A 22,655-nucleotide genomic window follows, 5' to 3' on the forward strand; every position below is an offset into this window, starting at 1 on the left:
GCTCTATTGGAATATTATACTTGGATACTGGCGTTTCACGTGATGAGTTTCATGAGCTGGATGGCGATGCTTTTCTATCAACCCAGGCTCTATGTCTACCACCAGGAACATGCTGACAACCGGGGATTTGTGGATGTGGTCAAGATACAAGAGGGAAAACTCTACCACTTTATCGGCGTGCCTGCCATGTGGGCGACCCTGCTTAGCGGAGGCGCGATGATCTGGCTCAATCCGGGGCTTTTCCAAAGCGGTATCTGGCTCTGGGTCAAGCTTGTCGCCGCGGCGCTGCTGGTCGCCTACCACTTCTCACTGGGATGGTTCATGGCACGGCTTCAGAAGGGTGAATGCAGCAAAAGCGGAAAGTTTTTCCGGGCGTACAATGAAGTCCCGACACTTCTGATGATCATCATCGTCATCATGGTGGTTATCAAACCTGTGTAAACAGGGATACGGCATGGAAAAAATCGAAAGGGAGGTGGTTCAAAGAGGTATCGTCAAGGCGCACATACGGTTTGTGAAAAAGAGCGACATTTCGCTCGCCATGCTCTGTTTCGCTTTCGATCCGGCCAAAATGAGTGAGGAGACGCTCGAAAAAGCGGTTATGATAGTGCAGGAAAATACCGATTTCTCTTCGCTTGAGCTGTGTGAAGACGGTACGATGATGACTTTCATGAAGGATATGCATCTGCACCGGTGCGTTCAGGTGGTCAAAAACATCCAGGAGACCCTTCGCCGATCCCATGACGTGGAAATTGCCTACGGCGCGTTGACGATCATCGACAAAGAGGATGATTACGAGAGTCTGATGCACCGGATTCGGCGCTATCTGGAGCAGTCCAAAGTGGGTGAAGAGGGCAGGCTTTGCTACGGGACACGAACCTACGACTTTTGCAGCGAAGGGGGCGAGGAGCAGATTTTCTCCAACTTTTTCGCCGACAACCGAAGGATAACGCTCTACAACTTCTACAACGGCATGCCATTGAGCGAAGAGGTAAAGGTCCTCTCCTACAAAAACGGCATCCTGCGTATCAAAACAACTCTCGCCAGGGCCGCCTTTTTGAAAAACGAGCCCTTCACATTCTTCAAGCACCCTCTGTTGCCCGATACGGTCAAAGCGGATGTGGCCAATGCCGTGCCCAATCGTGCCGAAGTGGTGTTGACAAATCTGCGATTCATCGACAAATCGCCCGTAGACAGAGAAAATATCCGCGTCATGCCCGATGAAACGATTGAAGTTTTCATCGAATGTGCCAATGGGGAGGAGATCGTTGGCAGCATCCACTCTCTGGCGGTCAATTCGCTGGCTATCCGTTTGGATGATAGGGAGATGGCCGACTTCTGCTTCGAAGGGGACGAGAAGCACGTGGTGATCTCCTTCGACCTTCCGGAGAGGGAGAGACGCAAAACCCATTTCCGAATATCCGCGATTCTGCGCTATCGCAAGGCCAATCAGTTGATTTTCTCCATCTATCCCAACCATTTTTTCAAGCAGAAGATCGAAAACTATATCGCGCTACAGCAGACGCGGCTTATCACCATCATGCAGAAGATGGTGCTCAACTTCTATCAGGGCTGATCGATTTCAACAGAAAGGAAACAGGTGTGAAAAAATATATGAGAGGGATGGTGCTGGCATGTGTTCTAGCGGGTGTCACGGCTTTCGCGGCCCAGAAGGAGGCATTGCGTATGGGCGCTTATTTCGGCCAAATCCCGGTAAAGATCGACTTCGACAAAAGAGACGGGTATCCGCTGCACTATGGAACCTGGGCCGGCAACCTCTATCTTTACAAAGAGAAAAAAGAGATTCAGGAGTGGGTCGGAGAGATGAAGACCGAGATGATCAAAGAGGCGCTGCAGGCGTCAAAAACCTATGCGGAGTCCAACGGATACAGGTACTTCGCTGTGGACAATATGCACTTCCAGGTGGTTCACACAAAGGAGCGTATCGAACTCTATTTCGACGGCAATGCCGTGGTGTGGAAGTAGTATCCATCTTTGTTGTTGTACCCAGAATTTCCGGGATTGCCCACGCAGACGGCATAAAAAAAGGCGGACCCGAAGGCCCGCCTTGTATTCCCCTGAATGTAGCAGTCAGCCGATCTGTTTTTACTTGCTGGCAGCGGCTTTCGCGGCTTCCAGAGCCTCTTCGTAATTCGGCTCTTCGGTGATTTCCGGTACGAGCTGCTTGTAGACGATCGTGCCGTCTTTGTCGACGACGAAAATGGCGCGTGCGGTGACACCTGCAAGCGGACCTTCCGCGATGAGCACACCGTAGGCGTTCGCGAAATCTTTGTTTCGGAAGTCGGAGGCGACTGTCAGGTTTTCGATACCTTCGGCAGAGCAGAAGCGACCGGCTGCGAAGGGAAGGTCCATGGAGATGACCGTCGTGTCGACGCCCTCGAGCTGCGCGGCTTTTTCGTTGAATTTGCGGGTTTCAGCCGCGCAGACCGGAGTGTCGAGGGAGGGGACGACGACAAGAAGCTGTACCTTGCCTTGTGCGCCGCCGACTTTCTTGTCCGCAAGACCTTCAGAGTTTACGACAGTCACTTCCGGAGCTTTGTCTCCGACATTGACTTCGTTGCCCGCCAGTTTGACTTCGTTGCCCTTGAGTTTGGTTGTTGCCATGGGTTTATCCTTTTATTGTGGTTTGTTAGCATTGTTTGTTTCGCATATTTTTTGCGACTGAGGAAATTGTACAGGAATAGGATAAAAAAACTCTTAATTAAAAAAGTTTAGTTTTAAGGTTTTTGTAAAGGTTCAGCCGAATTAAAAAATCTTATCGGTTCTTGGAGAAACTTCGATACTCAGTGCGTCACTGAAGCGTTCCAGAAAAAAGGCGTCGATGCCGCATCGGCCGACCATGGCGGCATTGTCCGAGCAGTATTGCAGCTCGGCCAGGTGGAGGGTGGCTCCGAACTCGGCACAGAGATTGGCGAAAGCCTCCCTGACCGCCGTATTGGCGCTTGCGCCGCCGACGATGGCAAAATCCCGGGGATTTGTCTGTTGGAATATCTTTTTGGTTTTATGCAGCAGATGGGTGATGGCCGCTTTTTGGAAGGCTGCGGCGATATCGGCTTTTGTCTGCTCATCGAGAGGTTTGTTTGCCTCGACAAGCAGACGCACGGCGTTCTTGATACCCGAATAGCTGAAGGCGATTTTGGGAGAGTGGAGAAGAGGTATCGGCAGCGTGAACCGCTCCGGATCGCCTTTTTGTGCGAGTTTCTCGATGACAGGGCCGCCCGGATAGCCAAGCCCCATCATTTTGGCCGTTTTGTCGAAACTCTCCCCGAAACTGTCGTCCATCGTCGTGGCGAGAATCGTGATATTGTCGAAACCCCGCACATCGAGCACCATCGTGTGGCCGCCGGAAATCAGAAGCACCAGCATCGGAAATCGTGCCTCCTTTTCGATAAAGAGGGAGTATATGTGGGCTTTGAGATGGTTGACGGCAATGATGGGAATTCCTTTGGCGATGGAGAGGGCCTGGGCCATCGCGACCCCTTCAAGAAGTGTTACGGAGAGTCCCGGCGCATTGGTGACGGCGACGGCGCGCAGGTCGTCGAGATAGGGTTTGGCCTCCCCCAGCAGCCGGGGAAGATCCACGGCATGGAGGCGGCTGGCGAGTTCGGGTACGACACCGCCATATTGCGCATGCGCAGCTTCCTGGGAGATCTTGCGATGGAACAGGAGCCTTTTTGTATCGATCTCGGTGACGGCGATCGCGCTGTCGTCGCAGCTGCTTTCGATACTCAGAATCATTGCGCCTCGCCTTCTTTTGGGCAGATTGCCCCGCTTTTGAGATATTCGAGCATCCAGGGCCACGGGCCGTAGCCGCTGTCGGCGTTGATGTGGCCGGCGCGCTCGATCACCTTCATCGGGATCTTCAGCCTCTCCTGCAGCCTCCACGCCTCTTCGAGCGTCATATAGGGATCGTCGGTCGAGACGACCAACGTCGCGCATTCGGCATGCAGGTTTTCCGGGGCTTCCACCGGAAAGAAGCTTTTGATCGTCTCGATCTGGCAAGTTAGGCTCGGCGGGGCGACGAGGATCAGTTTTTCGACCGTTTCGATCGGCTCGCTTTCGGCATCGTTGCACAGATGAAACCAGAGGGTGTTGGCCAGAGAGTGGCAGATGACGGTCGTGGGCCTGAAATCTCTCAAATGGGCGCGCACCTCCCTTTTCCATCGGTTGAGATGCGGATAGTGCGGATGCTGGATCAGCGGAAAGCTCACGGTGCCATAGTCTTTGGCCAACTCCGCGGCGAGCCAGCTCTGCCAGTGCGGCCAGTCACTGCCGCCCCAGCCGTGCAGCAGCAGGGTCTTATCGCGTTTCACACCATCTCCTCACCTCGTCGTCGATCGCGAAGACTTCGTCGAGGTTCGCGGGCTCGCGGTGCCCAAAATGTTTGTACGCATCGATCACGAGGCGGGCAATGCCGCCGAAGGGCATCTCTTTGGCCAGAAACTTCCCGATCGCCGCTTCGTTGGCGGCATTCACCACCACACCGCGCCTGGGGTGGGCCAGAAGATCTTCCTTGATCGCCCAGATCGGATAGCGCGCCGCATCGATCGGGCGAAACTCCAGCGAGCCGACGGAGAGCAGATCCACCGGCTCGAGCACCGGTACGTCGACGCGATCCATCAGGGCGTAGGCGATCGGAAGTTTCATATCGGGATGGGCCATCTGCGCCGTCGTCGCACCGTCGACGAACTCCACCATCGCGTGCACGACCGACTTGGGCTCGATGACGGCGTCGACATTCTCGCACCCGTAGAGCCAGCGTGCTTCGAGCAGCTCGAAAAGTTTGTTGGTCATCGTCGCGCTGTCGATCGTGATTTTGGCCCCCATCGACCAGTTGGGATGATCGAGCGCCTCTTCGAGGGTGGCGTTTTCGATCGTCTCGATCGGACGGTCGCGAAAGGCGCCGCCGCTGGCGGTGATGACCATTCTTTTCGGGGTGCGGCCGTTCAGCAGATACCAGAGGCCGAAATGTTCGCTGTCGATCGGCCGCAGCGCCCTGGGGTCGATGAAGGCGCCGGCGGCCACGAGCGACTCCTTGTTGGCCAGCGCCACCCTCTTGCCCTCCTCGATCGCCGTCACCGTCGGGCGGAGCCCCAAAAAACCGACCAGCGCATTGACCACGACGGCCGACTGGCCGGCACGGATCAGCTTCAATATCCCCTCTTCCCCCCAGAAGACGCGCGGATGGTCGATCTGCCTGGCCAGCGCTTCGGTCGCGACACTGACGAAGCAGGGCTGGAATTTTTGGATCTGCTCCTTGAGCAGTGTAATGTTGTAGCCGGCCGCCAGTGCTTCGACGCGGATATTGAAACGTTCGGCCACTGCCAGCGTATTGACGCCGATGGAACCGGTGCTTCCCAGGAGGATCATTGATCCTCCTGGGAAGCAGTGGGCAGCAAAAGAGGGACTGGTTCTCGAACGAGAGACGAGGGACGAGGGACGACTTTGTGCATTACAAAAGTCCTCTCAACAGCAGCACCATCATGATACCGCCGAAGAGATAGCCGTCCACGCGGTCGAGCATGCCGCCGTGACCGGGGAGAAGGTCGCCGCTGTCTTTGACATTGGCCTGACGTTTGAGGTAGCTTTCGAAAAGGTCGCCGAAGACGGAAGCGATCGACGTTCCAAGAGAGATCAGCAGGGCCTGGGGCCAGTCGACCAGAAGACTGCCGGCGAAAAATCCGACGAATGTGGCGATCAGAACCCCTCCGACCACACCCTCAACCGTCTTTTTGGGGGAGGTGGGGCAAAAGGGGCGCTTTCCGAAGAGTTTGCCGCTGAAAAAGGCGAAAATGTCGGTCAGTGCCACCACCACAAGAAGCCAGAACAGCGAATCGACGCCGAAATCCTTGTAAAGCGCCAATAGAAACAGGAACGAAGCCGTCGGATAGAGGAACGGAAGGAAAAGTCGCTTGTCGAAATCCTGGGTATAGGCCAGCAAAGAGGCGAAGATGACGGCGATCAGGAAAAAGAGATCGTCCGGATTGGGATAGACCAGTGCCAGCAGCCAGACCAGCATGGCGTAGGCATACATTTGATTGTTTTTTTCGATACCGAAAAGGCGCATCGCTTCGTAGAACGAGAAGAGAAAGACGATGCCCAGAAAGAGCCAGATGAGAAAAAAGTTGTCGATCAGCCCGATGGAGACGACGACGGCGATGAGTACAGCACCGGTGAGAAAACGAGCCCTGTTTTCGGAAACGATGGAGAAAAAACCCATGATACACCCCTCTTTTGTCGGGTTTGAAGGATAGTTAGTATAACGGAAGTTTGGTTAAAACGCGCAAAAAGGTGAAGACCGAAAGAGAGGTCAGACACGGATATCGACGTGGGGATTTCCCTCGTCGTCGATGGTGAAGCCTTTGTCCTTGCGGGGTTTTGGTTTGAAGCGGGCGTTGTGTTCGCGCTTTTTTTCCCGTTCCCGCGCCTCCTGCCTCTCGTGATCTTTGTCCGGATCGATGGCTTCGGCCTCCTCGGCGGGCCGGGTCTCCTCGATGACCTTCTCTTTCTCGTTGACCATCGCCTGGGCTGCGACATTCTGGATATCGTAGCGGTTGAACTGCATATTCTGGACCGATGCGGCCACCTGCATATTCTGGTTGACGAAGATAATATTGGTGAGCGGTGAAATTGCCAAGAAGCCTCCTTTCACCCGGTGAAAAGGTCAAAAAACCTGTGAGGTGACTCTGCCTGCTTGTCCTTTACATTTTCTTTACCATTATTGTATCGTAATTGACGTAATTGACATGGGCGCCATGGACGATTTTGACATTTCGGCGCTGTGTGACATCCACCGGATAGTTGCCGGGCTGCATGACACTCGTCTCCACGCAGATCCTGGCCGCCTTTTCGACGATCTCTCTGGGAATCTGCTTTTTCCCACCGCTTTGGATGATGCAGTGGGCGGAGGGACGATCTTTGAGGTGAAGCCACAGGTCTGATGCCCTGGCATGTTTGAGAACCCAGATATTCTCACGCTCGTTGCGACCCACCATGACACGGAAATTATCGATCCAGAAGATTTCACACTGCGCTCCGGCCTCCTTTTTTTTTCGCTGCACACGCGGCGGAAAGAGAAGCGATATCTCCTCTTCGCGTTTGGCCTTTTGGACATTTTCTCGCAACCTTTCGTAGAAAGCGAGCCGGCTCTTGAGACTCTCCTCCTCGATATGCAGGCGGGCCGCCTTGTTTGCCGCCCGCTTCGAGAGGGCGTAGAAGTGCTCGCCCATCCTTTTGGGGTTGGGGAGCCCGGGCAGATCGATCCTGACGGGGTTGCCTTGGAAATCGAGAGTCTCGAGTTTCGTGTCGTAGGGGTTGATTTCGTGCAGGTGGGCGAGCACGATGGCGCCCTTCTGTTTCATCTCATCCGCTCTTTTCTCCAGTGCCGCCTTGTCGGGCAGTTTCGCGAGCTCCTTCTTCAGGCGTTCGATCTTCTTCTCGAGCGAGAGGCTATGGCGTGCCTTCAGCCGCTCCAGTCGCGTTTGGGCCCTTTCGGCCGCGCGCGCTGTTAGCCAGGTCTTTACATCGTCTATATGCCCCTCTTTGCGGGGACCGGCGTAGGGCGGCAGGGGCTTGAGAGGCACACCGGGTTTGACGACCCTGAAGCTGGCGTCGCTGTCGACATGGCGCAGCGCTTCGAGCACGTTCCCTTTGTCATCCAGAATGATCGCATTCGTATGGCGGCCCGTGAACTCCAGCTGGAGCGTACTTTTGAGCGCTTTGTAGGCACCCTCGAGCACCGCGTCGATGCGAAGAATCCTGTCACCGCCCACCATCGAGACATCCAGAATCTTCGCACCGCCGAAACGTTTTTTGAGCATCGTATCAAACGGCGCATGGTAGCTTCGCGCACCATGCAGATCGGAGGCCTCGAAGATATCGCCGCCGCCGCGCGTAAGATCGAAGGCAATGGCATGGGCTCTGTCGAAGAAAAGACGGATGACGTTGTCGTCGATCCGCTCGGCTTTTCTGATGCGGCCGAATCTTTTCAGATAGTCCGCCACGGCTTTCAACTGATAGTATTTCATTATATTTCAATTCCCCTGCCGATTTCGTGTCGGGTTAATATTTTCTTATAATATTCGATATTTATGTCCTAATCCGGTCACACACAAAAGGAGCAATCAGCCCATGACAAAATTCGCCTGCACACTTCACACCATTCGCAGCAAATTCATCGCCAATCTCCTCTTCTCGGTCCTGGCCGTCTTCATCAGTGTGATTGTAGCATACTACCTCGCCGTCAAAGATGTCGATTCCATCATGCGCACCGATATCAATTCGGTCGCCGACGCCCTTTATGAAGAGACCCTCTATATCGCGCGGAAGAGACCCGATGCCTACAGGGACCCCGATTTCAAAAAGCAGATTTACAACATCAAAATCGGCAGGAGCGGGTATGTCTATATGATGGACGCAAAAGGCACATTCGTCGTCCACTACAAAAAAGAGGGGAAAAATTTCGCCGGCCACGGCTATGTGGACAGGATACGCCAAGACAGAAGGGGAGGGATTATCGAGTATACTTCCGCCGCGACGGGACAGCATAAAATCGCCGCCTACCGCTACATTGAGCCCTGGAGACTCTGGATCGTTCCGGGTGTCAACAAAGCCGATTATTTCGATGCGATTCAAAAAAATTTCATGCTGTGGTTTACGCTGCTTGGGCTGACGATGATCGCGCTGCTGACATTCATCAACTACAAAACAGGGATGAGTGTCCTGGGGCCGGTGCAGGAACTCGACGAGGTGGCCAAGGATCTGGCCGAAGGGGAGGGGGACCTGACCAAGCGTCTCCCGATACGATCCAGCGACGAGATCGGCATCGCCGGGCGTTTTGTGAACCATTTCATCGAAAAGATCCAAAAACTTGTCGCCAAAGCGAAGGAGACGGGCGATGCCACCCTCTATAAAATTTCGATGCTCGCCAGGAAAATCGACGGGGTGACCGAAAGCGCCCACGCCACATCCGAAGCGGTAGGACGTACGAAAGAGCTGGCCGATGAAATCCGAAGCACGGTGGACGATTCGCTACAATTGAGCCAAAGGACCAAGGAGGAGATCGACACTGTCGCGGGCCGGATGCAATCGGTGGCCGACGCGATCGGGGGTATCAACGGGCAGATCGCCCGGACCGCGCAGATCGAAAACGACCTGGCGGAGCGCTTTAGGCAGCTCGAAAGCCAGACCGCCTCGGTCGCCGAAGTGCTTCACCTCATCTACGAAATCGCCGACCAGACCAATCTGCTGGCACTCAATGCCGCCATCGAAGCGGCGCGTGCCGGCGAACACGGCAGGGGGTTCGCCGTCGTCGCCGACGAAGTGCGAAAGCTGGCCGAAAGGACCCAGAAGAGCCTCACCGAGATCGACGCCACGATCGGTGTCGTGACGCAGTCGGTCACCGAAGCGAGCAGCATGATGTCGCGCAACGCCGAAAATGTCGAAAATCTTCTGAAGGAGAGCGACGAGGCCAGGGCCGCTATCGAAACCTTCGAGGCGCAGCTCTCACAGACGGCGTCATTGAGCGATACCAACTTCGCGAGCACCCGCACGATCGTCGGAAAGATCGAAGAGGTCCTCTTGGGTATCGACCGCATCGACACCCTCTCGGCCGCCAACGCCGAAGAGGCCGCGCGGATGCGCGCGATAGGAAAAGAGCTTGAAGCCAAGGCGATGGAACTCAAAAGGCTTCTGGACTCTTTCAAAAGCTGACTTTTGCTATAATCGCGGCAATTTACAGTGCCCTCTGTGCACCGAAGAAGGATTTTCATGGGAATGACCATTACCGAAAAGATTTTTTCCGACCATGCCGGCCGCGAGGTGAAAGCGGGCGAGATCGTCCGGGTGCCGATCGACATGGTGATCGGCAACGACATCACCACCCCAATCTCCATCCGCGCCTTCGAGGAGAGCGGTGCCCAAAAACTGGCCAACCCCGACGGTTTCTCGATCGTGATGGACCACTTCATCCCGGCCAAGGATATCGCCAGCGCCAACCAGGCGAAGATCAGCCGTGAGTTTGCCTACAAACACGATCTCAAGCACTTTTTCGACGAAAAGGATATGGGGATCGAGCACGCCCTGCTTCCCGAAAAGGGGCTCGTGGTCCCGGGTGACGTCATCATCGGGGCTGACAGCCACACCTGCACCCACGGTGCGCTGGGCGCCTTCAGCACCGGCATGGGATCGACCGACCTGGCGTTTGCCATGATCACCGGTGGCAACTGGTTCAAGGTGCCCGAAAGCATCAAAGTGGTCTTCAGCGGAAAGCCGGGCGAGCACATCTACGGCAAAGACCTGATTTTGGAGCTCATCCGCATGATCGGCGTCGACGGCGCACTCTACAAGGCGTTGGAGTTCACGGGTGATACCATCGAATACCTGAGCATGGACGACCGTTTCAGCCTCTGCAACATGGCGATCGAAGCGGGGGCCAAAAGCGGCATCATCGCCGTGGATGAAGTGACCGAAGCGTTCCTCGCCGACAAGCCGCTGGCGCGCGAACCGAAATTCCACTATTCCGACGCCGACGCCGCCTACACCCGGGTGATCGAAATCGACGTGGCCGCGCTCGAGCCGGTGATCGCCTACCCGCACCTGCCCAGCAACGGCAAGCCGGTCAGCCAGGCCGTACGCGACGACCTGAAGGTCGATCAGGTCTTTATCGGAAGCTGCACCAACGGCCGCCTCAGCGACATCAAGATCGCCGCGGAGATCGTCAGGGGCAAAAGGGTGGCGCGCCACACCCGAATGATCGTCACCCCCGCGACCCAGAAGATCCTCAAAGCCGCCGAAAAGGCCGGCTACATCGACACGCTGATCGACGCGGGTGCGGTTGTTTCCAACCCAACCTGCGGCGCCTGCCTGGGCGGTTACATGGGAATTTTGGGCGACAACGAACGCTGTATCTCCACGACCAACCGCAACTTCGTGGGCCGCATGGGTGCGCGCAGCAGCGAGATCTATCTGGCCAACTCGGCTGTCGCCGCCGCCAGCGCCATCGCCGGCAAGATCGTCGATCCCCGCGATATCTGAATGCGTTTTCCAATTCCCTGCGTCATCTTCGCCGGGGGGAAGAGTTCCCGGATGGGACGCGACAAGGCGCTTCTGCCGTTTGGCGGATACGACACTCTTGCCGAGTATCAATACCGCCGTCTCTCGGTGTGCTTCCCAACCATTTACATCAGTGCCAAAGGGAACAAATTTCCTTTCGAGGCCCCGTTGATACCGGATAATAAAGGAAAGGACCTATACGCTCCCACTCTGGGGCTGCAGGCGGCTTTCGAAAGGCTGCAATCCGATTTTTTCGTTCTCAGTGTCGATACCCCTTTTGTGGAAGAGAAAGAGATTGCCGAAATTTACGAAGCGTATCGGAGGGAGGAAAGGGATGCGGTTATTGCCCGAAGTCCGTCCGGCATCCATCCGATGTGCGGTATCTACACCGTGAAGATGATACCGAAGTTAAAGAAGATGATGGAACAGGGCATCCATCGGTTGAACCATCTATTGAAAAATTCCGATACCCTTTTTGTGGATTTTTCGGAAGAAGAGCCTTTTTACAATATCAATACGCCGCAGCAGTACGAAGCGGTGATTCGGCACTGAGCCACGAACCACCCCCTTCGCCGCAGCAACGCCGAATCACCGCTTGAGAATTTTCCCCAATTGCATCCGGGTGAAATAGATGAATTTATTGAGCAGAGATGTTTTGTATTTGTCTTTGTGGTACACGAGCAGAAACTGCCGTTCGAATTTCAGTTTTTTGATTTTGACTTCGAAAAGATCCCCCCGTTCCAACTCTTTCATGACGCTGATTCTCGGAAGGCAGGTGAGGCATTTGCCGCTTTGAATCAGCATATTTTTGATCGATTCGGGGTGTCGCAGCTCCAGAAACAGATTGATTTGCGCCGCCAGATCTCCCAGATGCGTCAAAAAGACTTCACGGGTTCCGGACCCCTCTTCCCGGAGTATCCACCGTTTGTCGAGCAGCTTGTCGATGTAGTAGCCCTCTTCGTTCTGCGCCAGCTCTTTGTCACCGGTGACGACGATCAGTTCGTCGAGTCCGACGACTTCTTGCTTGATGACGGTGGAATCGACATTGCCTTCAACAAATCCCATATCCACCTTCCCGTTTTCGATCATCTCCACAATCTCTTTGGTGTTGCCGATTTTGAGACTGATTTTGACCTGCGGATAGGTTTTCATGTAGTCGCAGATAATCGGAGGTATCAGGTAGTCGGCTATCGTGGTACTGACACCTATGAGCAATTCGCCATTGTTTTCATCGTTTTTGAACTCCTCTTCGATGTCGTTGAGTTTGCTCACAAGTGGAGCGATCGCTTCCGCAAAAGCGCGCCCCTTTTCGTTGAGGGCCAGCTTCTTGTTGATGCGGTCAAAGAGTTTGTAGCCTATGATGTTTTCGAGTTCTTTGATGGACATGGAGACAGCGGACTGGCTCAGGCCCATCTTTTCGGCCACTTTGGTCAAATGGCCCACCTGAGCCACTTCCAGAAATATCTCCATTTGACGCAGTGTAATCTTCATCTTCTGTCTTCCTGTCATGAAAATAGGGATCGATCTGTTCCATCACCAAAATTATTGATAATTGTATCATATTTTGTTTATTTTCTTTATAATAAGGAGTTTATGTATAATTACAAATAATTCTTATTAATATAATTCTTATTGATAAGGAAAATAAATCAACTTGAAAGGAATGTCATGGCGTTTTCCAGGGAAAATATCCGTTATACTCTCAACGGAATTCTTTTCGTCGCCCTCTTTTCCATCGCGGCGATTCAGATTTCCGAAGTCGAATTTATCAAAAAGCTGGCGATCAGTCCGTTGATCATCGGTATTCTGATCGGTATGTTCTACGCCAACACACTGCGCAACCACCTGCCGGAAGAGTGGGTGGCAGGTATCGTCTTTTCCGCCAAGCAACTGCTGCGTTTGGCGATCATTTTCTACGGGTTCCGCATTACGTTCCAGCAGATTGCCGATGTCGGCATGGCGGGCCTGACCGTTTCGACGGTCATGCTGACTTCCACCATTGTGCTTGGCTCCTGGGTTGGCATGAAGTTTTTCAAACTCGATCGCGATACGGCCATTTTGACCGCTTCGGGCAGCTCTGTCTGCGGTGCGGCGGCGGTATTGGCCACAGAGCCAGTGCTCAAAGCCGAACCCTACAAAAGCGCCATTGCCGTGGGTACCGTCGTTCTTTTCGGTACGATCGCCATGTTCCTCTACCCGATCATGTTCCGCTCGGGCATTCTGGGAATGGATATGGGCACCTACGGCATCTACGTGGGCGGGACGGTGCATGAAGTGGCCCAGGTCGTTGCCGCCGGCGGTGCCGTGGGACCGGAAGCCTCCGATACCGCGGTCATTGTCAAAATGACCCGTGTCATGATGATCGCTCCGATGCTGATTCTCCTTGGCCTCTGGATCTCCGCCAAAGCACGAAAAGAAGGCAGCGAAGCGGGCGGTGTGAAACTGGTGATCCCCTGGTTCGCCGTCTGGTTCGTCGTCATGAGCGGCGTCAACTCTCTCAACATCATTCCTGCGACCATCGTTTCGGGCATCAACCAGGTCGACACCTTCATGCTGACGATGGCGATGACAGCGCTGGGCATGGAGACCAACGCCGCCAAGTTCAAACAGGCAGGCATCAAGCCGATTCTACTGGCACTGGTCATGTTCGCGTGGCTTATCGTCGTCGGCTACTTCGTCACCAAAGCGGCGGTCGCCATCTTCTAAAGATCGTTCTCTTTCGGGGCTTCGGCCCCTTTTCTTCTTTTTTCGTTGTGGTGCGGAAACGACGGTTTTTCATCTGGCTGTTTCAGAAAGCCACACCGGTATCTCGTAAGCTTTCGGCATGGGCGGGGTTTATTCGATAGTCGCACTGCCCGATTGCAGCGTAGCGGTGGTCTCCCCACTCAGGGCATCCGTTTCAAGAAGCACGACGGTATTGTCCGATTTTTTGACAATGGTGTCACCTTCGTGAAGCACGTAGGCAACACCTGTCTGCATCTCTTTGATGCCGACCTCGGCGCTCTTTTTATCACTATCGCCGGTGCCGGTGCTGCTCCCGCCTCCACATGCGGAGAGGAGCAGCAAAATAGTGCAGGCCAGGCAAACTTTTTTCATTTTTATCGTATATCGCATCTTTTCTCCTAAAATTCGAGTCTATCCGGCAGGGGTACGACCATTTTGATTGAATCCCCCTCAATATTCAACTGCGTGCCCGCCGGGAGCGCTGTTTTGGGAAGCACGGCCCCTTCCATCACCATAGAGAGCGTGCCGTCGGGCCGAACGATTATTTCGGTGCCGGATAGAGCCGGCAGAATAAGACGACCCACATTGGAGTAGTCAATCTTCAGTTCGGCCCGCTTTGGGTCGATATGTACGGTCGTTGTACTTTGCGTGAGACGGACACTGTATTCGAAGCTGTTCTCCCGAGTCGTTTCGGCTGTAATGGTGTAGGTACTGTCCTGGATTGTCAATCGGGGGGAGTCGAGGGGTAAAAAATCACCCTCTTTTCTCTCCTGACGGCTGATCACGATCTGGGGTGTTTCGCCCTTTTGCGTGTTCTCGCTGCTGCCGACGCCGTTTGGCTTCTCTTCGCTTTCAGACGGCGAGGTCGCTTCACCCTTTCCATCTGTCGATGATGGGGCCGATACACTCTCTTCGTCAGTGGACGGGGAAGTGTCATCGTTCAAGCTTGTATCGCTTACGGGGCATGTCGCGCTAGTCGGTGCCACTGCGGTATCGTCCTGGGCGATGACGAGGGTGATTTTCTGGCCATTGGAGAAGCTGAGTTGGGCTGTTTCACCCGGCGTTCCTTTCAATGTCACGAGAAAAGTGTTGGAGTCGATGTAATCGAAGGAGGTTTGGGCCGTATAGTGATAGCTCACAGAGCCCAGCTTGTCATTTGTGTCTTTGGGCACGACGTAGATGGCATAGGCTTTCCCCGAAACCACATCCAGCGTCGGGGCATCGGCGTTTTCGATGCGGTAGAACCGTTCCGCACGCTTCGCCAGTGATCGGGTCGAAAAACACCACCGTTTCTCAAAATCGGACCCCACGGCCGAATAGATGACATCGGCGTAGTAGATGCTGCCCCATTCGAGACGTTTTTTGGGAAAAAGCGCGAACTGGTAACCCGAAAATTCGTGATTGGGATCGTTGTTCGAGCTCATGAGAACGAGGGTTTCCATTGCTGCACCCGATTCGTTTTGCAGGGAGAAGTGTGTCAGTTTCGGGGTTTCGGAGAATTTTTTGTCGTTGAACTCGATACTGACGGGATAGCCGGTGACACTATGCTTGGGGAGCGGGTCGGGATCCTCTTCGTAAAATACGGGCGGAATATCCTGGGCGTCGGCGGCGGGCCAGATGACAACGCGGGGCACTTTCTCTTTCAAACTCTCGAGAGCGGATAGATAATCTTCTTCGCCGATTTTTTTGTTCTCGTCTCTGCAGACCCCTGTGTAGTAGGCACCGTACCCCTCGAAGGATGCGTTCTGGCACAGGAGATTGAGGGAATGGTTGCCCATGTCGTAGGTGTAGAATACGCCGTTGGATCCGATACCGATTTCATCCATGGTGAGTGCCAGAAAACCAAAACGGTGGTAGATGGCCGAGAAAAGGCTGTCAATCGATTCTTCGATCGTGACGTGTCCGGCGGAGACATTTTCTCCGACCAGGCGGCTTTCATAGCCGGCATGCAACGTTCGATCCCACGGATATACGCCGGTGAACCCGCTATCGCCCTTTTGTTCGTAATGGCCTGAGAGATTGTTTCGCTTCATATAGTCGCTGTGGTTCTGGGCGGCGGCATCGAGGTGTCTCTCCTGACGTAACGGGAAAAGCCCTGCATCCGTCCGCAGTCTATTGAGGTAATCGAGACCGGAAGCTTCGAGGCATCCTGCCAAAAACATCGAAATCAGAATCAAAACAGTCGGTCGTTCTCGCAAATCGACTCCTTTCAAATGTTCAATAGTCTAATCTATATCGGTTAAATCGTGATGAACAATAAATAAAATTTTGTGAATGGTTGAAGCCGAAGCGAGAAGAAAAGCCCTGTGGCTCTACTGTGTAATAAGCAAAAAGACCGTAAAATAGTGGAAAATGCTGCCGCCTAGCACAAAAAGGTGCCAGATGGCGTGATTGAGCCTCATCGACTCCCGTGCATAGAAAAAAATTCCCACGGTGTAGATGATGCCCCCTGCAAAAAGGAGAATGGCGGGCAGCCAGCCCGCATGAAGAACCAGCGGTTTCCATGCGACGACGATGAGCCAGCCCATGCTCCCGTAGAGGATGAGCGAAAAGATTTCGAAACGTCCCGGAAAGAAGAGTTTGAGGAGAATGCCGATGATGGCCATTCCCCAGATCACACCGAAAAGTATCCAGCCAAAAGTGTCCCGAACCCCCAGAATCACGACAGGCGTGTAAGTGGCGGCGATGAGGATGTAGATGGCGACATGGTCGAAAATCTGAAGCGCCGATTTGATTCTTTTGTGGGTGATGGCGTGGTAGAGAATCGAGGCGCCGTACATCGTAATGAGCCCGATGCCGAATACGATGCTTGTCAACACCTTCGCCGTATCGCCGCTGACAGCCGCAAGGGTCACCAGTACCCCAAAGCCGAAAGTGCTCAGAAAAAGGCCGAAACCGTGCGAAATGGCGTGCCATATCTCTTCGACGATCGAATAGGCGTTTTTTTCTTCTCTCATCGCTCCCACCTCTTCAAAACGCTTCCATCATGATACCGGAAATTTTGGAGGCGGCTTCACTCCAAACGGAGTAGATTTTTTTCTGCCCGGATGTTGCAGCGCCTTGGAATCTCTTTGTAGAGCAATGGACTGTCCAAGTCGGCGTAGCGTATGACATCGGTGAAGGTCGCTGCCAGATGGAGCGACGCTTCGATGGATGCGGGCGTTTCGAGCATCGAGCCAAGCATGACGGGAACCTCATGGCTTCGGCACCACTGCAGTATCTCTTTTGCCTTGTGGATGCCGCCGCATTTCATCAGTTTGACGTTGACCATATGGGCCGCTTCCGTCTCCATGACGCGCCGGACATCCTCCAGGGTGAAGGCCGCTTCGTCGGCGAGTATCGGAATGGGGCTGCAGGCGGTGATACGGCGCATTCTAGCAAGGTCATGGGCGGGAAGGGGCTGTTCGATCAGCTCGATGTCAAGAGCATGGCTCGCTTCGATGAATTCGAGGGTTGCCCTTTCGCTCCAGGCCTGATTGGCGTCGACAAGCAGTGTGGCGCCGGGAAGGACTTCGCGTATGGCGCGGACGCGCGCGATGTCTTTGCCGTCTTTTTCTCCCACTTTGATCTTCAGCAGGTCGTAGCCGCGGGCGTAGGCGGCCAGGGCGTCGCGGCGCATGGCCTTGGGTGTGTCAAGACTGATGGTCACGACGGTTTTTACCGGTCGCCTCTTGCCTCCCAGAAACGCATGAAGAGGCATGCCCTCCTTTTGGGCGAAAAGATTGTAGAGCGCGATGTCCGCGGCCGCTTTCGCGCTGGTGTGACCGGCGCGGGCGGCATGGAGAATCTCTTGCGCCTCGTCGATGGTTGAGAGGTTTCGGTGCAGCAGCTGCGGCAGGAGCCGGGCCTCGAGCGTATGGGCGATATCTTCCAGCGATTCGCCGGTGATGGCGACGGTGGGCGGCGCTTCGCCCACACCGATCCATCCCTCGGCAGAGACCAGTTCCAGGCGGAGTGCCGTGGCGGTTTCGACACGCCGAAGTGCCGTCACGAAGGGCTTTTCGAGTGGAATATGAACAGTCGTTAATCTGTAATCGGCCAGAATCATGCGGCCAGCCATTGAAGCGCGTAGCCTACCGCCAGGCCCCCAAAGGTACCGACGAGGTAGCCTGTCACCGCCATCAAGACGGCGACGCCGACCAGGGTGCGATGGTAGGCCGAGGCGAGAATGGGGGCGGAAGCGACGCCGCCGATATTGGCCAGGGAGGCGACGCCGATGGCGAAAAGGTCGAGCCTGAACCGTTTGGCCGCCAAAAGGAGCAGCGATCCGTGAAGTGCCAGGATGGCAAATCCTGCCGCCACATACCGTGGGATCTCCCCGAAGTGGGCGAACTGGGCCCTGGAGCCGATGAGCGCCACCAGCAGCAGAAGCATCGTTCCGGCGAGCTCCTGGGCGCCGTTGAGGCGCGCCAGAGGCGTGTAGGAGCCCGCGACACCCAAAAAAGTGGCGATCAGCACGCTCCAGGTGGCCTGCCCCAGCCACGGGAGACGGGCGCCGAGCCATTGGGAGAGGAGGGCGACGATCAAAGCGCTTCCTAGCAGCAGCCAGTAGCGGCGCGGCCCGATGGTGCAGGCGCACCCGAGTTCTGCGTGTGTTGACGTTGTCTGCGTGGCGCCGGACCAGCGGGCGAAACGATTGGCCAGCGGAACCACAGCCAGCAGAAGCATGACCCAGAAAGTGTAGCAGACGGCATCGACGACGAGGGCGTACCCCATCATCGTTTCGCCGACATGCATGGCGCTTCCCACGGCCAGCATATTGGCGGTGCCGCCCATCCAGCTTCCCGCCAGTGCCGCAAAGAGCCCCGCCTCCTCTTTGCCGAAGCCGAAGAGAAGAAAAACCGCCAAAAAAGCGATCATGATCGAGAGGGTCGCCGCGGTGTAGGCCGCGATAAGCCTGGGCCCCAGTTGTGCGAAACGGCGCAGGTCCACAGAAAGCAGCATCAAAAAGAGCATGGCGGGAAGCAGATTGTTTTTGGCGGTTTTGTAGACGGCGGTGAGAGCATCGGTCTTCTCCCACACCCCCAACTGCGCCGCGACCATCGCGGTAGCGTAGATGAGGACGACGGCAGGTAGATAATCGAAGAGGAAGCGGGTTTTCTCGATCCTCTCGGCGATGCCGAAAACGCTGGCGATAAGGGCGACGGAGAGAAGATATAGAAGCGGCGAGTCGATCATGGACGGTTTTTGAGCGAAGGAAAACGGGTGCGGAGTTTTTCCATGAAAGAGCGTCCGGGGTCGCTTTTTTGTGTGCGATACCCGGCATCTTTCTCCAGCCAGAGGGGAGAGCCTTCGAAATGGCGATACTCGTAATGGCCGATGAGGTAGCGGATGGTTGGGTATTTGCGCATCAGGTATTCGATGAGTCGGCGGTTCGCTTCCAGCTGGGCGGGGGTCAAATCGTCGCTTCCGACGTTTTCGATGCCGATGGCGCAGTGGTTGAGGCCGATGACGTGGCGGGCCATCCGGGTCTCGGGCATCAGGCGGTAGATGGTGCCGTTTCGGTCGACAAGGTAGTGGGCCGAGACGTTGAGAGCCGAAGCGCGGGCGATGTCGGCGCGGTTGCCCGGCAGCGTTTGAGGCTTGAAAGCTTTCCATGATTTGTCGAGAGTGGGGATGGCGGTGTAGTGGATGACGATCATTCGGGGCACAATCCGAATGGTTTGGGTATCGATGCCGTAGTGCTGTTTGATGTACTGCCGGGTCAAAACGATGCGGTTGGGGCCGAAATCGATGGGTTTGTCGATGATTTCAAGGGCGAAAAGGGGAAGGAGAAAACATGACGCCAGCAGGAAAATTTTCGCCATCTCACCCCCTTCTTCGCAGGCTCAGCGCTTCGAGAATATGGGGTTTTTGTATCGTGTCGGCGCCGTCTAGGTCGGCGATGGTGCGGGCCACCTTTTTAACGTTGGCGACGGCGCGGTGACTGAGGCCGAAACTGTGGATGGCTTTTAAGAGCACCGTCTGTGCCTCGGTGTCGAGATTGCAGTAGGTTTCGATTTCTTGTTCATCCAGTTTGCCGTTGAGATGCTTCTGCCCACGGGATTTTTGCCGCCTGAAGGCTTCGATGACCTGTTCATGCAGGGTGGCTGAGTCGACGGAGGGTTTGTCCTGGGGGTCGCTCTCTTGCATCTGGACGTAGATGTCGATGCGGTCCAGCAGCGGGTCGGAGAGGCGCTGTTTGTAGCGCTTGATTTCGATGTCGCTGCACCGGCAGGGATGCGTGCGACTGAGCAGGTTGCCGCAGGGGCAGGGATTCTGGGCGGCGACGAACATGAAACGGGTGGCGTATTCCACTTTGTTGTTGACCCGGGAAATGAGCACCCGGTGGTCCTGCAGCGGCTCCCGAAGCGCTTCGAGAATCGATTTTTGAAAGTGGGGGAATTCATCGAAGAAGAGAATGCCGCCGTTTGACAATGCCACCTCCCCGATGCGGGCCCGGGCCGAACCGCCACCGAACACACTCGGTTTGCTGGCCGAATGGTGGGGGGAACGGAAAGGGCGGACGGGTCTGAAGGATGGCTCTTCGTCGCCGAGCAGGGCGTACTGGTTGGACTGCAGGATCTCTTCGAGGGACATGGGAGGGAGGATGTGGCGCAGGCGCTTGGCGATCATGCTCTTGCCGCATCCGGGGCTTCCTTCCATGAGAAGGTTGTGCATCCCGGCGGCTGCTATGAGGGCGGCCCGCTTGGCGACCTCCTGGCCCTTCACCTCCCGGAAATCTTCCGGGTACTCTTTGAGGATATAGTAGGTTTGCTCTCCGATCTCAAGCGTTTCTCCCTCGATGGATGTCGCCTGGACGGTTTGGGGCGGGATTTCGTGTTTGAAAACGGCGATCGCCTCGGGCAGATTTGTGACTCCGATGTAGTCGATGCCCGGGATCAGCGAGAGTTTCTCCAAAGAGGCTTTGGGGACCATCGCCTTTGTTACGAGGTTCCGATTTTTAAGAGAGAGGATGATGGGAAAGATGGAGCGGGTATCTTTGAGCGTTCCGTCCAGACCCAGTTCGCCGAAAACGAAAAGCTCTTCCGCTTCGGTCTCATCGTTTTGCAAGGCGATGACCAGGGCGATGGCCAGGTCCATGTGGCTGCCGCTTTTTTGAAGGTCCGAAGGGCTCAGGTTGACCGTGATTTTAAGCGGAGGAAAGGAGAAACCGTTGGTTAGCAGGGCCGACTTGACCCTCTCTTTCGACTCCTGGATCGAGGTGCTCCCGAGGCCTACGATGCCGAAGGCCGGAAGCCCCTTGGTGAAGGTCGCTTCCACATCGACCGGTTTGGCATCAAGACCGTCGAGGGTTGCGGAACGTAGATGCTTCACCCCGCCTTCTCTTTGAGTTCTTTGAGCTTCTTTTTCCACTCTTTTTCAAACTTCTTGCGTTTGAGGAAAGAGAGCTTTTCGATGAAGAGGTGACCGTCGAGGTGGTCCATCTCGTGCTGGAAGGCGATGGCCAGCAGGCCGTCGGTTTCGATCTCATGTTTCTCGCCGTGACGGTCCTGGAATTCGACACGGATCCATTCGGCCCGTTCCACATCGTCATAATATTCGGGAACACTGAGGCACCCTTCGGTGTAGGTGGTGCTTCCCCGTTTTTCCAAAATGACCGGATTGATCGCTTCGATCAGATTTTCGGGGTACTGGTTCCCCTCTTCGTCGGGGAGGTTGATAAGCAGGGCGCGGATGGGTTCGCCGACCTGGATGGCGGCAAGACCGATGCCGTTGCTGGCGCTCATCGTTTCGTTCATGTCGTCGAGCAGTTCGTGGAGTCTGTGGTCGAACTCGGTTACCGGGTGGCTCTGCTGCTTCAGGCGTTTGTCGGGATAGACCAGGATCTGACGTTTCATGGATAGGGCTCCCCTTAGATTTCTACATCCTGCGGACAGATGCCGCAGGACTCATCCACTTTTTTTGCAATATCGAGCGCTTCGAGGGCGCAGACGATCGTCTGTTCGGTCGATCGGTCAAGATCGATGCGGGCGATGCCGATATCGACATCGAGCATGATCTCCTCGTCTCCGACGAAAAAGTTGGTGTTGCTGACCAGATCTTTGAGGCGATCTGCGGCGAGCCGGGCGTTTTCGAGGGAGGTGTGCTTCATCAAAATCGCAAAAACACCCGCTTCGTAGTGGGCGATGGTATCGCTGCGTCGGGAGGTTTTAAGAAGAAGCCGGGCGACGGTCCTAAGGACCAGCTGCTGTATTTTAGGGCTCTTGAGTCGGGAAACGACCTCTTCGTTCGTCCGCACGAGCATCAGGGTGCTTTCGTGGTGGAACTCTTTGATCAGCTTCTCCTCCTGCGCCATCTTTCTAAGGAGGTAATTTTTCTTGTAGACGCCGTACCGATCGTCGTAAATGGCGTGTTCCTGGACATCTTGAACCAGATCCGTGGTGGCCGTATAGATCTCCTTCAGTTCGGAAGCATCTTTTTTGATGATCGACGTCATCGTCCGGATATCTTTCTTCATCGCCTCAAGGAGGTTTGTCATGGCGCTCTGATCGGCGATGGCGTCGGCTTCGAAGGAGCGTTTCTCCACCACCGTTTCGAGATGGCGCAGGTTTTTGTAGAGCAGGTTGATGTGCTGAAGAAATTTCTTGATATTCGAAAAAGCCTCTTTGAGATGCTGTTCCAGTATGCCCTGGTTGTCGTCGTCCCCATCTTCCAGCTCCAGAAGTTTGAGGATTCGTTTGCGAAACGGCACCGGCTTGTTGTCGAGAAGTTTGTCGAACCAGGCATCGAAATTGGAGGGAGTGGGCGGAATACCCTCGCGGATCATCGCATTCATGACCTCCCTGGCATATTTTTCGAGATCGCTCGTCGGTTCATCCAGGTCATGGGTTCTGTATCGTCCGCCACGCTCCATG

General features: G+C 55.1%; 24 protein-coding genes. 7 read left to right on the plus strand and 17 right to left on the minus strand.

Annotated elements, in window-relative coordinates:
• Nucleotides 1-6: 6 nt before the first annotated feature.
• The 3 genes from hemJ to JMG82_RS08260 are packed head-to-tail and all read left to right on the plus strand — an operon-like array spanning nt 7 to nt 1,986.
• On the plus strand, nt 7-441 hold the full coding sequence (hemJ, locus tag JMG82_RS08250; RefSeq protein ID WP_201352223.1) for a protoporphyrinogen oxidase HemJ: 435 nt from the start codon (nt 7-9) through the stop codon (nt 439-441).
• 13 nt (nt 442-454) lie between these two features.
• Entirely contained in the window at nt 455-1,576 is a 1,122-nt protein-coding gene (locus JMG82_RS08255; protein ID WP_201352226.1) for a hypothetical protein, read from the plus strand.
• Nucleotides 1,577-1,602: 26 nt separating this feature from the next.
• The gene (locus JMG82_RS08260) at nt 1,603-1,986 is read left to right on the plus strand and encodes a hypothetical protein (RefSeq protein WP_201352228.1); all 384 of its coding nucleotides are present in this window, start codon (nt 1,603-1,605) and stop codon (nt 1,984-1,986) included.
• A gap of 120 nt (nt 1,987-2,106) precedes the next feature.
• Here the strand turns inward: JMG82_RS08260 and tpx are convergent, their stop codons facing one another.
• The 7 genes from tpx to JMG82_RS08295 all read right to left on the minus strand — a co-directional run bounded on the left by tpx (nt 2,107) and on the right by JMG82_RS08295 (nt 8,048).
• Nucleotides 2,107-2,625: a thiol peroxidase gene (gene tpx / locus JMG82_RS08265; RefSeq protein ID WP_201352230.1), complete on the minus strand. Its 519-nt coding sequence runs from the start codon at nt 2,623-2,625 to the stop codon at nt 2,107-2,109.
• Between the two features lie 141 nt (nt 2,626-2,766).
• The gene (gene tsaD, locus JMG82_RS08270) at nt 2,767-3,759 is read right to left on the minus strand and encodes a tRNA (adenosine(37)-N6)-threonylcarbamoyltransferase complex transferase subunit TsaD (protein WP_201352232.1); all 993 of its coding nucleotides are present in this window, start codon (nt 3,757-3,759) and stop codon (nt 2,767-2,769) included.
• Nucleotides 3,756-4,334 carry an RBBP9/YdeN family alpha/beta hydrolase gene (locus JMG82_RS08275; protein WP_201352238.1) on the minus strand — a complete coding sequence of 193 codons (579 nt, stop codon included), beginning with the start codon at nt 4,332-4,334 and terminating at the stop codon, nt 3,756-3,758. The genes tsaD and JMG82_RS08275 overlap by 4 nt, the downstream gene beginning before the upstream one ends.
• Nucleotides 4,321-5,391 (minus strand): 1-deoxy-D-xylulose-5-phosphate reductoisomerase, encoded by a 1,071-nt coding sequence (dxr, locus tag JMG82_RS08280; protein WP_201352239.1) that lies wholly within the window; start codon nt 5,389-5,391, stop codon nt 4,321-4,323. The genes JMG82_RS08275 and dxr overlap by 14 nt, the downstream gene beginning before the upstream one ends.
• Before the next feature lie 82 nt (nt 5,392-5,473).
• Nucleotides 5,474-6,241 (minus strand): phosphatidate cytidylyltransferase, encoded by a 768-nt coding sequence (locus JMG82_RS08285; RefSeq protein WP_201352241.1) that lies wholly within the window; start codon nt 6,239-6,241, stop codon nt 5,474-5,476.
• A 90-nt stretch (nt 6,242-6,331) separates the two neighbouring features.
• Nucleotides 6,332-6,658 (minus strand): hypothetical protein, encoded by a 327-nt coding sequence (locus JMG82_RS08290; RefSeq protein WP_201352243.1) that lies wholly within the window; start codon nt 6,656-6,658, stop codon nt 6,332-6,334.
• A gap of 64 nt (nt 6,659-6,722) precedes the next feature.
• On the minus strand, nt 6,723-8,048 hold the full coding sequence (locus tag JMG82_RS08295; protein WP_201352251.1) for an NFACT RNA binding domain-containing protein: 1,326 nt from the start codon (nt 8,046-8,048) through the stop codon (nt 6,723-6,725).
• Nucleotides 8,049-8,151: 103 nt separating this feature from the next.
• Here JMG82_RS08295 and JMG82_RS08300 point away from each other — a divergent pair, with 103 nt between their 5' ends.
• The 3 genes from JMG82_RS08300 to mobA are packed head-to-tail and all read left to right on the plus strand — an operon-like array spanning nt 8,152 to nt 11,625.
• Nucleotides 8,152-9,732 carry a methyl-accepting chemotaxis protein gene (locus JMG82_RS08300; RefSeq protein WP_201352253.1) on the plus strand — a complete coding sequence of 527 codons (1,581 nt, stop codon included), beginning with the start codon at nt 8,152-8,154 and terminating at the stop codon, nt 9,730-9,732.
• 57 nt (nt 9,733-9,789) lie between these two features.
• The gene (gene leuC / locus JMG82_RS08305) at nt 9,790-11,055 is read left to right on the plus strand and encodes a 3-isopropylmalate dehydratase large subunit (protein WP_201352254.1); all 1,266 of its coding nucleotides are present in this window, start codon (nt 9,790-9,792) and stop codon (nt 11,053-11,055) included.
• Complete coding sequence (gene mobA / locus JMG82_RS08310; RefSeq protein ID WP_201352255.1) at nt 11,056-11,625, plus strand: molybdenum cofactor guanylyltransferase MobA; 570 nt, start codon at nt 11,056-11,058, stop codon at nt 11,623-11,625. It abuts the gene before it with no gap.
• Nucleotides 11,626-11,661: 36 nt separating this feature from the next.
• On the opposite strand, the gene JMG82_RS08315 is transcribed toward mobA, so the two are convergent.
• A complete protein-coding gene (locus JMG82_RS08315; RefSeq protein ID WP_201352256.1) occupies nt 11,662-12,564 on the minus strand; it encodes a LysR substrate-binding domain-containing protein in 903 nt (300 codons plus the stop codon).
• Between the two features lie 177 nt (nt 12,565-12,741).
• Here JMG82_RS08315 and JMG82_RS08320 point away from each other — a divergent pair, with 177 nt between their 5' ends.
• The gene (locus JMG82_RS08320) at nt 12,742-13,779 is read left to right on the plus strand and encodes a YeiH family protein (protein ID WP_201352259.1); all 1,038 of its coding nucleotides are present in this window, start codon (nt 12,742-12,744) and stop codon (nt 13,777-13,779) included.
• Between the two features lie 129 nt (nt 13,780-13,908).
• Here the strand turns inward: JMG82_RS08320 and JMG82_RS08325 are convergent, their stop codons facing one another.
• The 9 genes from JMG82_RS08325 to JMG82_RS08365 form a co-directional block, all read right to left on the minus strand.
• Nucleotides 13,909-14,169: a hypothetical protein gene (locus JMG82_RS08325; protein WP_201352261.1), complete on the minus strand. Its 261-nt coding sequence runs from the start codon at nt 14,167-14,169 to the stop codon at nt 13,909-13,911.
• A 26-nt stretch (nt 14,170-14,195) separates the two neighbouring features.
• Complete coding sequence (locus JMG82_RS08330) at nt 14,196-15,995, minus strand: CAP domain-containing protein (RefSeq protein ID WP_201352263.1); 1,800 nt, start codon at nt 15,993-15,995, stop codon at nt 14,196-14,198.
• Nucleotides 15,996-16,109: 114 nt separating this feature from the next.
• Nucleotides 16,110-16,754, minus strand: a complete 645-nt coding sequence (gene trhA / locus JMG82_RS08335) for a PAQR family membrane homeostasis protein TrhA (protein WP_201352272.1) — start codon at nt 16,752-16,754, stop codon at nt 16,110-16,112.
• A gap of 56 nt (nt 16,755-16,810) precedes the next feature.
• Nucleotides 16,811-17,845 (minus strand): dipeptide epimerase, encoded by a 1,035-nt coding sequence (locus JMG82_RS08340; protein WP_201352274.1) that lies wholly within the window; start codon nt 17,843-17,845, stop codon nt 16,811-16,813.
• A complete protein-coding gene (locus JMG82_RS08345; RefSeq protein WP_201352276.1) occupies nt 17,842-18,975 on the minus strand; it encodes a DUF819 family protein in 1,134 nt (377 codons plus the stop codon). The genes JMG82_RS08340 and JMG82_RS08345 overlap by 4 nt, the downstream gene beginning before the upstream one ends.
• Nucleotides 18,972-19,604: an N-acetylmuramoyl-L-alanine amidase gene (locus JMG82_RS08350; RefSeq protein WP_201352278.1), complete on the minus strand. Its 633-nt coding sequence runs from the start codon at nt 19,602-19,604 to the stop codon at nt 18,972-18,974. Before JMG82_RS08350 ends, JMG82_RS08345 begins: the two co-directional genes overlap by 4 nt.
• A gap of 1 nt (nt 19,605) precedes the next feature.
• Nucleotides 19,606-21,114, minus strand: a complete 1,509-nt coding sequence (locus JMG82_RS08355; RefSeq protein ID WP_201352280.1) for a YifB family Mg chelatase-like AAA ATPase — start codon at nt 21,112-21,114, stop codon at nt 19,606-19,608.
• Nucleotides 21,111-21,638, minus strand: coding sequence for a peptide deformylase (gene def, locus JMG82_RS08360; protein WP_201352282.1), 528 nt, complete (start codon nt 21,636-21,638; stop codon nt 21,111-21,113). The genes JMG82_RS08355 and def overlap by 4 nt, the downstream gene beginning before the upstream one ends.
• 14 nt (nt 21,639-21,652) lie before the next feature.
• The gene (locus JMG82_RS08365) at nt 21,653-22,654 is read right to left on the minus strand and encodes a GGDEF domain-containing protein (protein WP_201352290.1); all 1,002 of its coding nucleotides are present in this window, start codon (nt 22,652-22,654) and stop codon (nt 21,653-21,655) included.
• Nucleotide 22,655: the final 1 nt, after the last annotated feature.

Origin of the sequence: Hydrogenimonas urashimensis (assembly GCF_016593255.1) — a bacterium.
In the GTDB taxonomy this organism is placed as follows: domain Bacteria; phylum Campylobacterota; class Campylobacteria; order Campylobacterales; family Hydrogenimonadaceae; genus Hydrogenimonas; species Hydrogenimonas urashimensis.

Excerpts from the sequence above, each read along its gene's own strand:
- JMG82_RS08255 (WP_201352226.1), top strand. The coding sequence starts at position 455 with ATGGAAAAAATCGAAAGGGAGGTGGTTCAAAGAGGTATCGTCAAGGCG.
- tpx (WP_201352230.1), bottom strand. The coding sequence starts at position 2,625 with ATGGCAACAACCAAACTCAAGGGCAACGAAGTCAAACTGGCGGGCAAC.
- tsaD (WP_201352232.1), bottom strand. The coding sequence starts at position 3,759 with ATGATTCTGAGTATCGAAAGCAGCTGCGACGACAGCGCGATCGCCGTC.
- dxr (WP_201352239.1), bottom strand. The coding sequence starts at position 5,391 with ATGATCCTCCTGGGAAGCACCGGTTCCATCGGCGTCAATACGCTGGCA.
- JMG82_RS08285 (WP_201352241.1), bottom strand. The coding sequence starts at position 6,241 with ATGGGTTTTTTCTCCATCGTTTCCGAAAACAGGGCTCGTTTTCTCACC.
- JMG82_RS08295 (WP_201352251.1), bottom strand. The coding sequence starts at position 8,048 with ATGAAATACTATCAGTTGAAAGCCGTGGCGGACTATCTGAAAAGATTC.
- JMG82_RS08300 (WP_201352253.1), top strand. The coding sequence starts at position 8,152 with ATGACAAAATTCGCCTGCACACTTCACACCATTCGCAGCAAATTCATC.
- leuC (WP_201352254.1), top strand. The coding sequence starts at position 9,790 with ATGGGAATGACCATTACCGAAAAGATTTTTTCCGACCATGCCGGCCGC.
- mobA (WP_201352255.1), top strand. The coding sequence starts at position 11,056 with ATGCGTTTTCCAATTCCCTGCGTCATCTTCGCCGGGGGGAAGAGTTCC.
- JMG82_RS08315 (WP_201352256.1), bottom strand. The coding sequence starts at position 12,564 with ATGAAGATTACACTGCGTCAAATGGAGATATTTCTGGAAGTGGCTCAG.
- JMG82_RS08320 (WP_201352259.1), top strand. The coding sequence starts at position 12,742 with ATGGCGTTTTCCAGGGAAAATATCCGTTATACTCTCAACGGAATTCTT.
- JMG82_RS08325 (WP_201352261.1), bottom strand. The coding sequence starts at position 14,169 with ATGAAAAAAGTTTGCCTGGCCTGCACTATTTTGCTGCTCCTCTCCGCA.
- trhA (WP_201352272.1), bottom strand. The coding sequence starts at position 16,754 with ATGAGAGAAGAAAAAAACGCCTATTCGATCGTCGAAGAGATATGGCAC.
- JMG82_RS08340 (WP_201352274.1), bottom strand. The coding sequence starts at position 17,845 with ATGATTCTGGCCGATTACAGATTAACGACTGTTCATATTCCACTCGAA.
- JMG82_RS08345 (WP_201352276.1), bottom strand. The coding sequence starts at position 18,975 with ATGATCGACTCGCCGCTTCTATATCTTCTCTCCGTCGCCCTTATCGCC.
- JMG82_RS08350 (WP_201352278.1), bottom strand. The coding sequence starts at position 19,604 with ATGGCGAAAATTTTCCTGCTGGCGTCATGTTTTCTCCTTCCCCTTTTC.
- def (WP_201352282.1), bottom strand. The coding sequence starts at position 21,638 with ATGAAACGTCAGATCCTGGTCTATCCCGACAAACGCCTGAAGCAGCAG.
- JMG82_RS08365 (WP_201352290.1), bottom strand. The coding sequence starts at position 22,654 with ATGGAGCGTGGCGGACGATACAGAACCCATGACCTGGATGAACCGACG.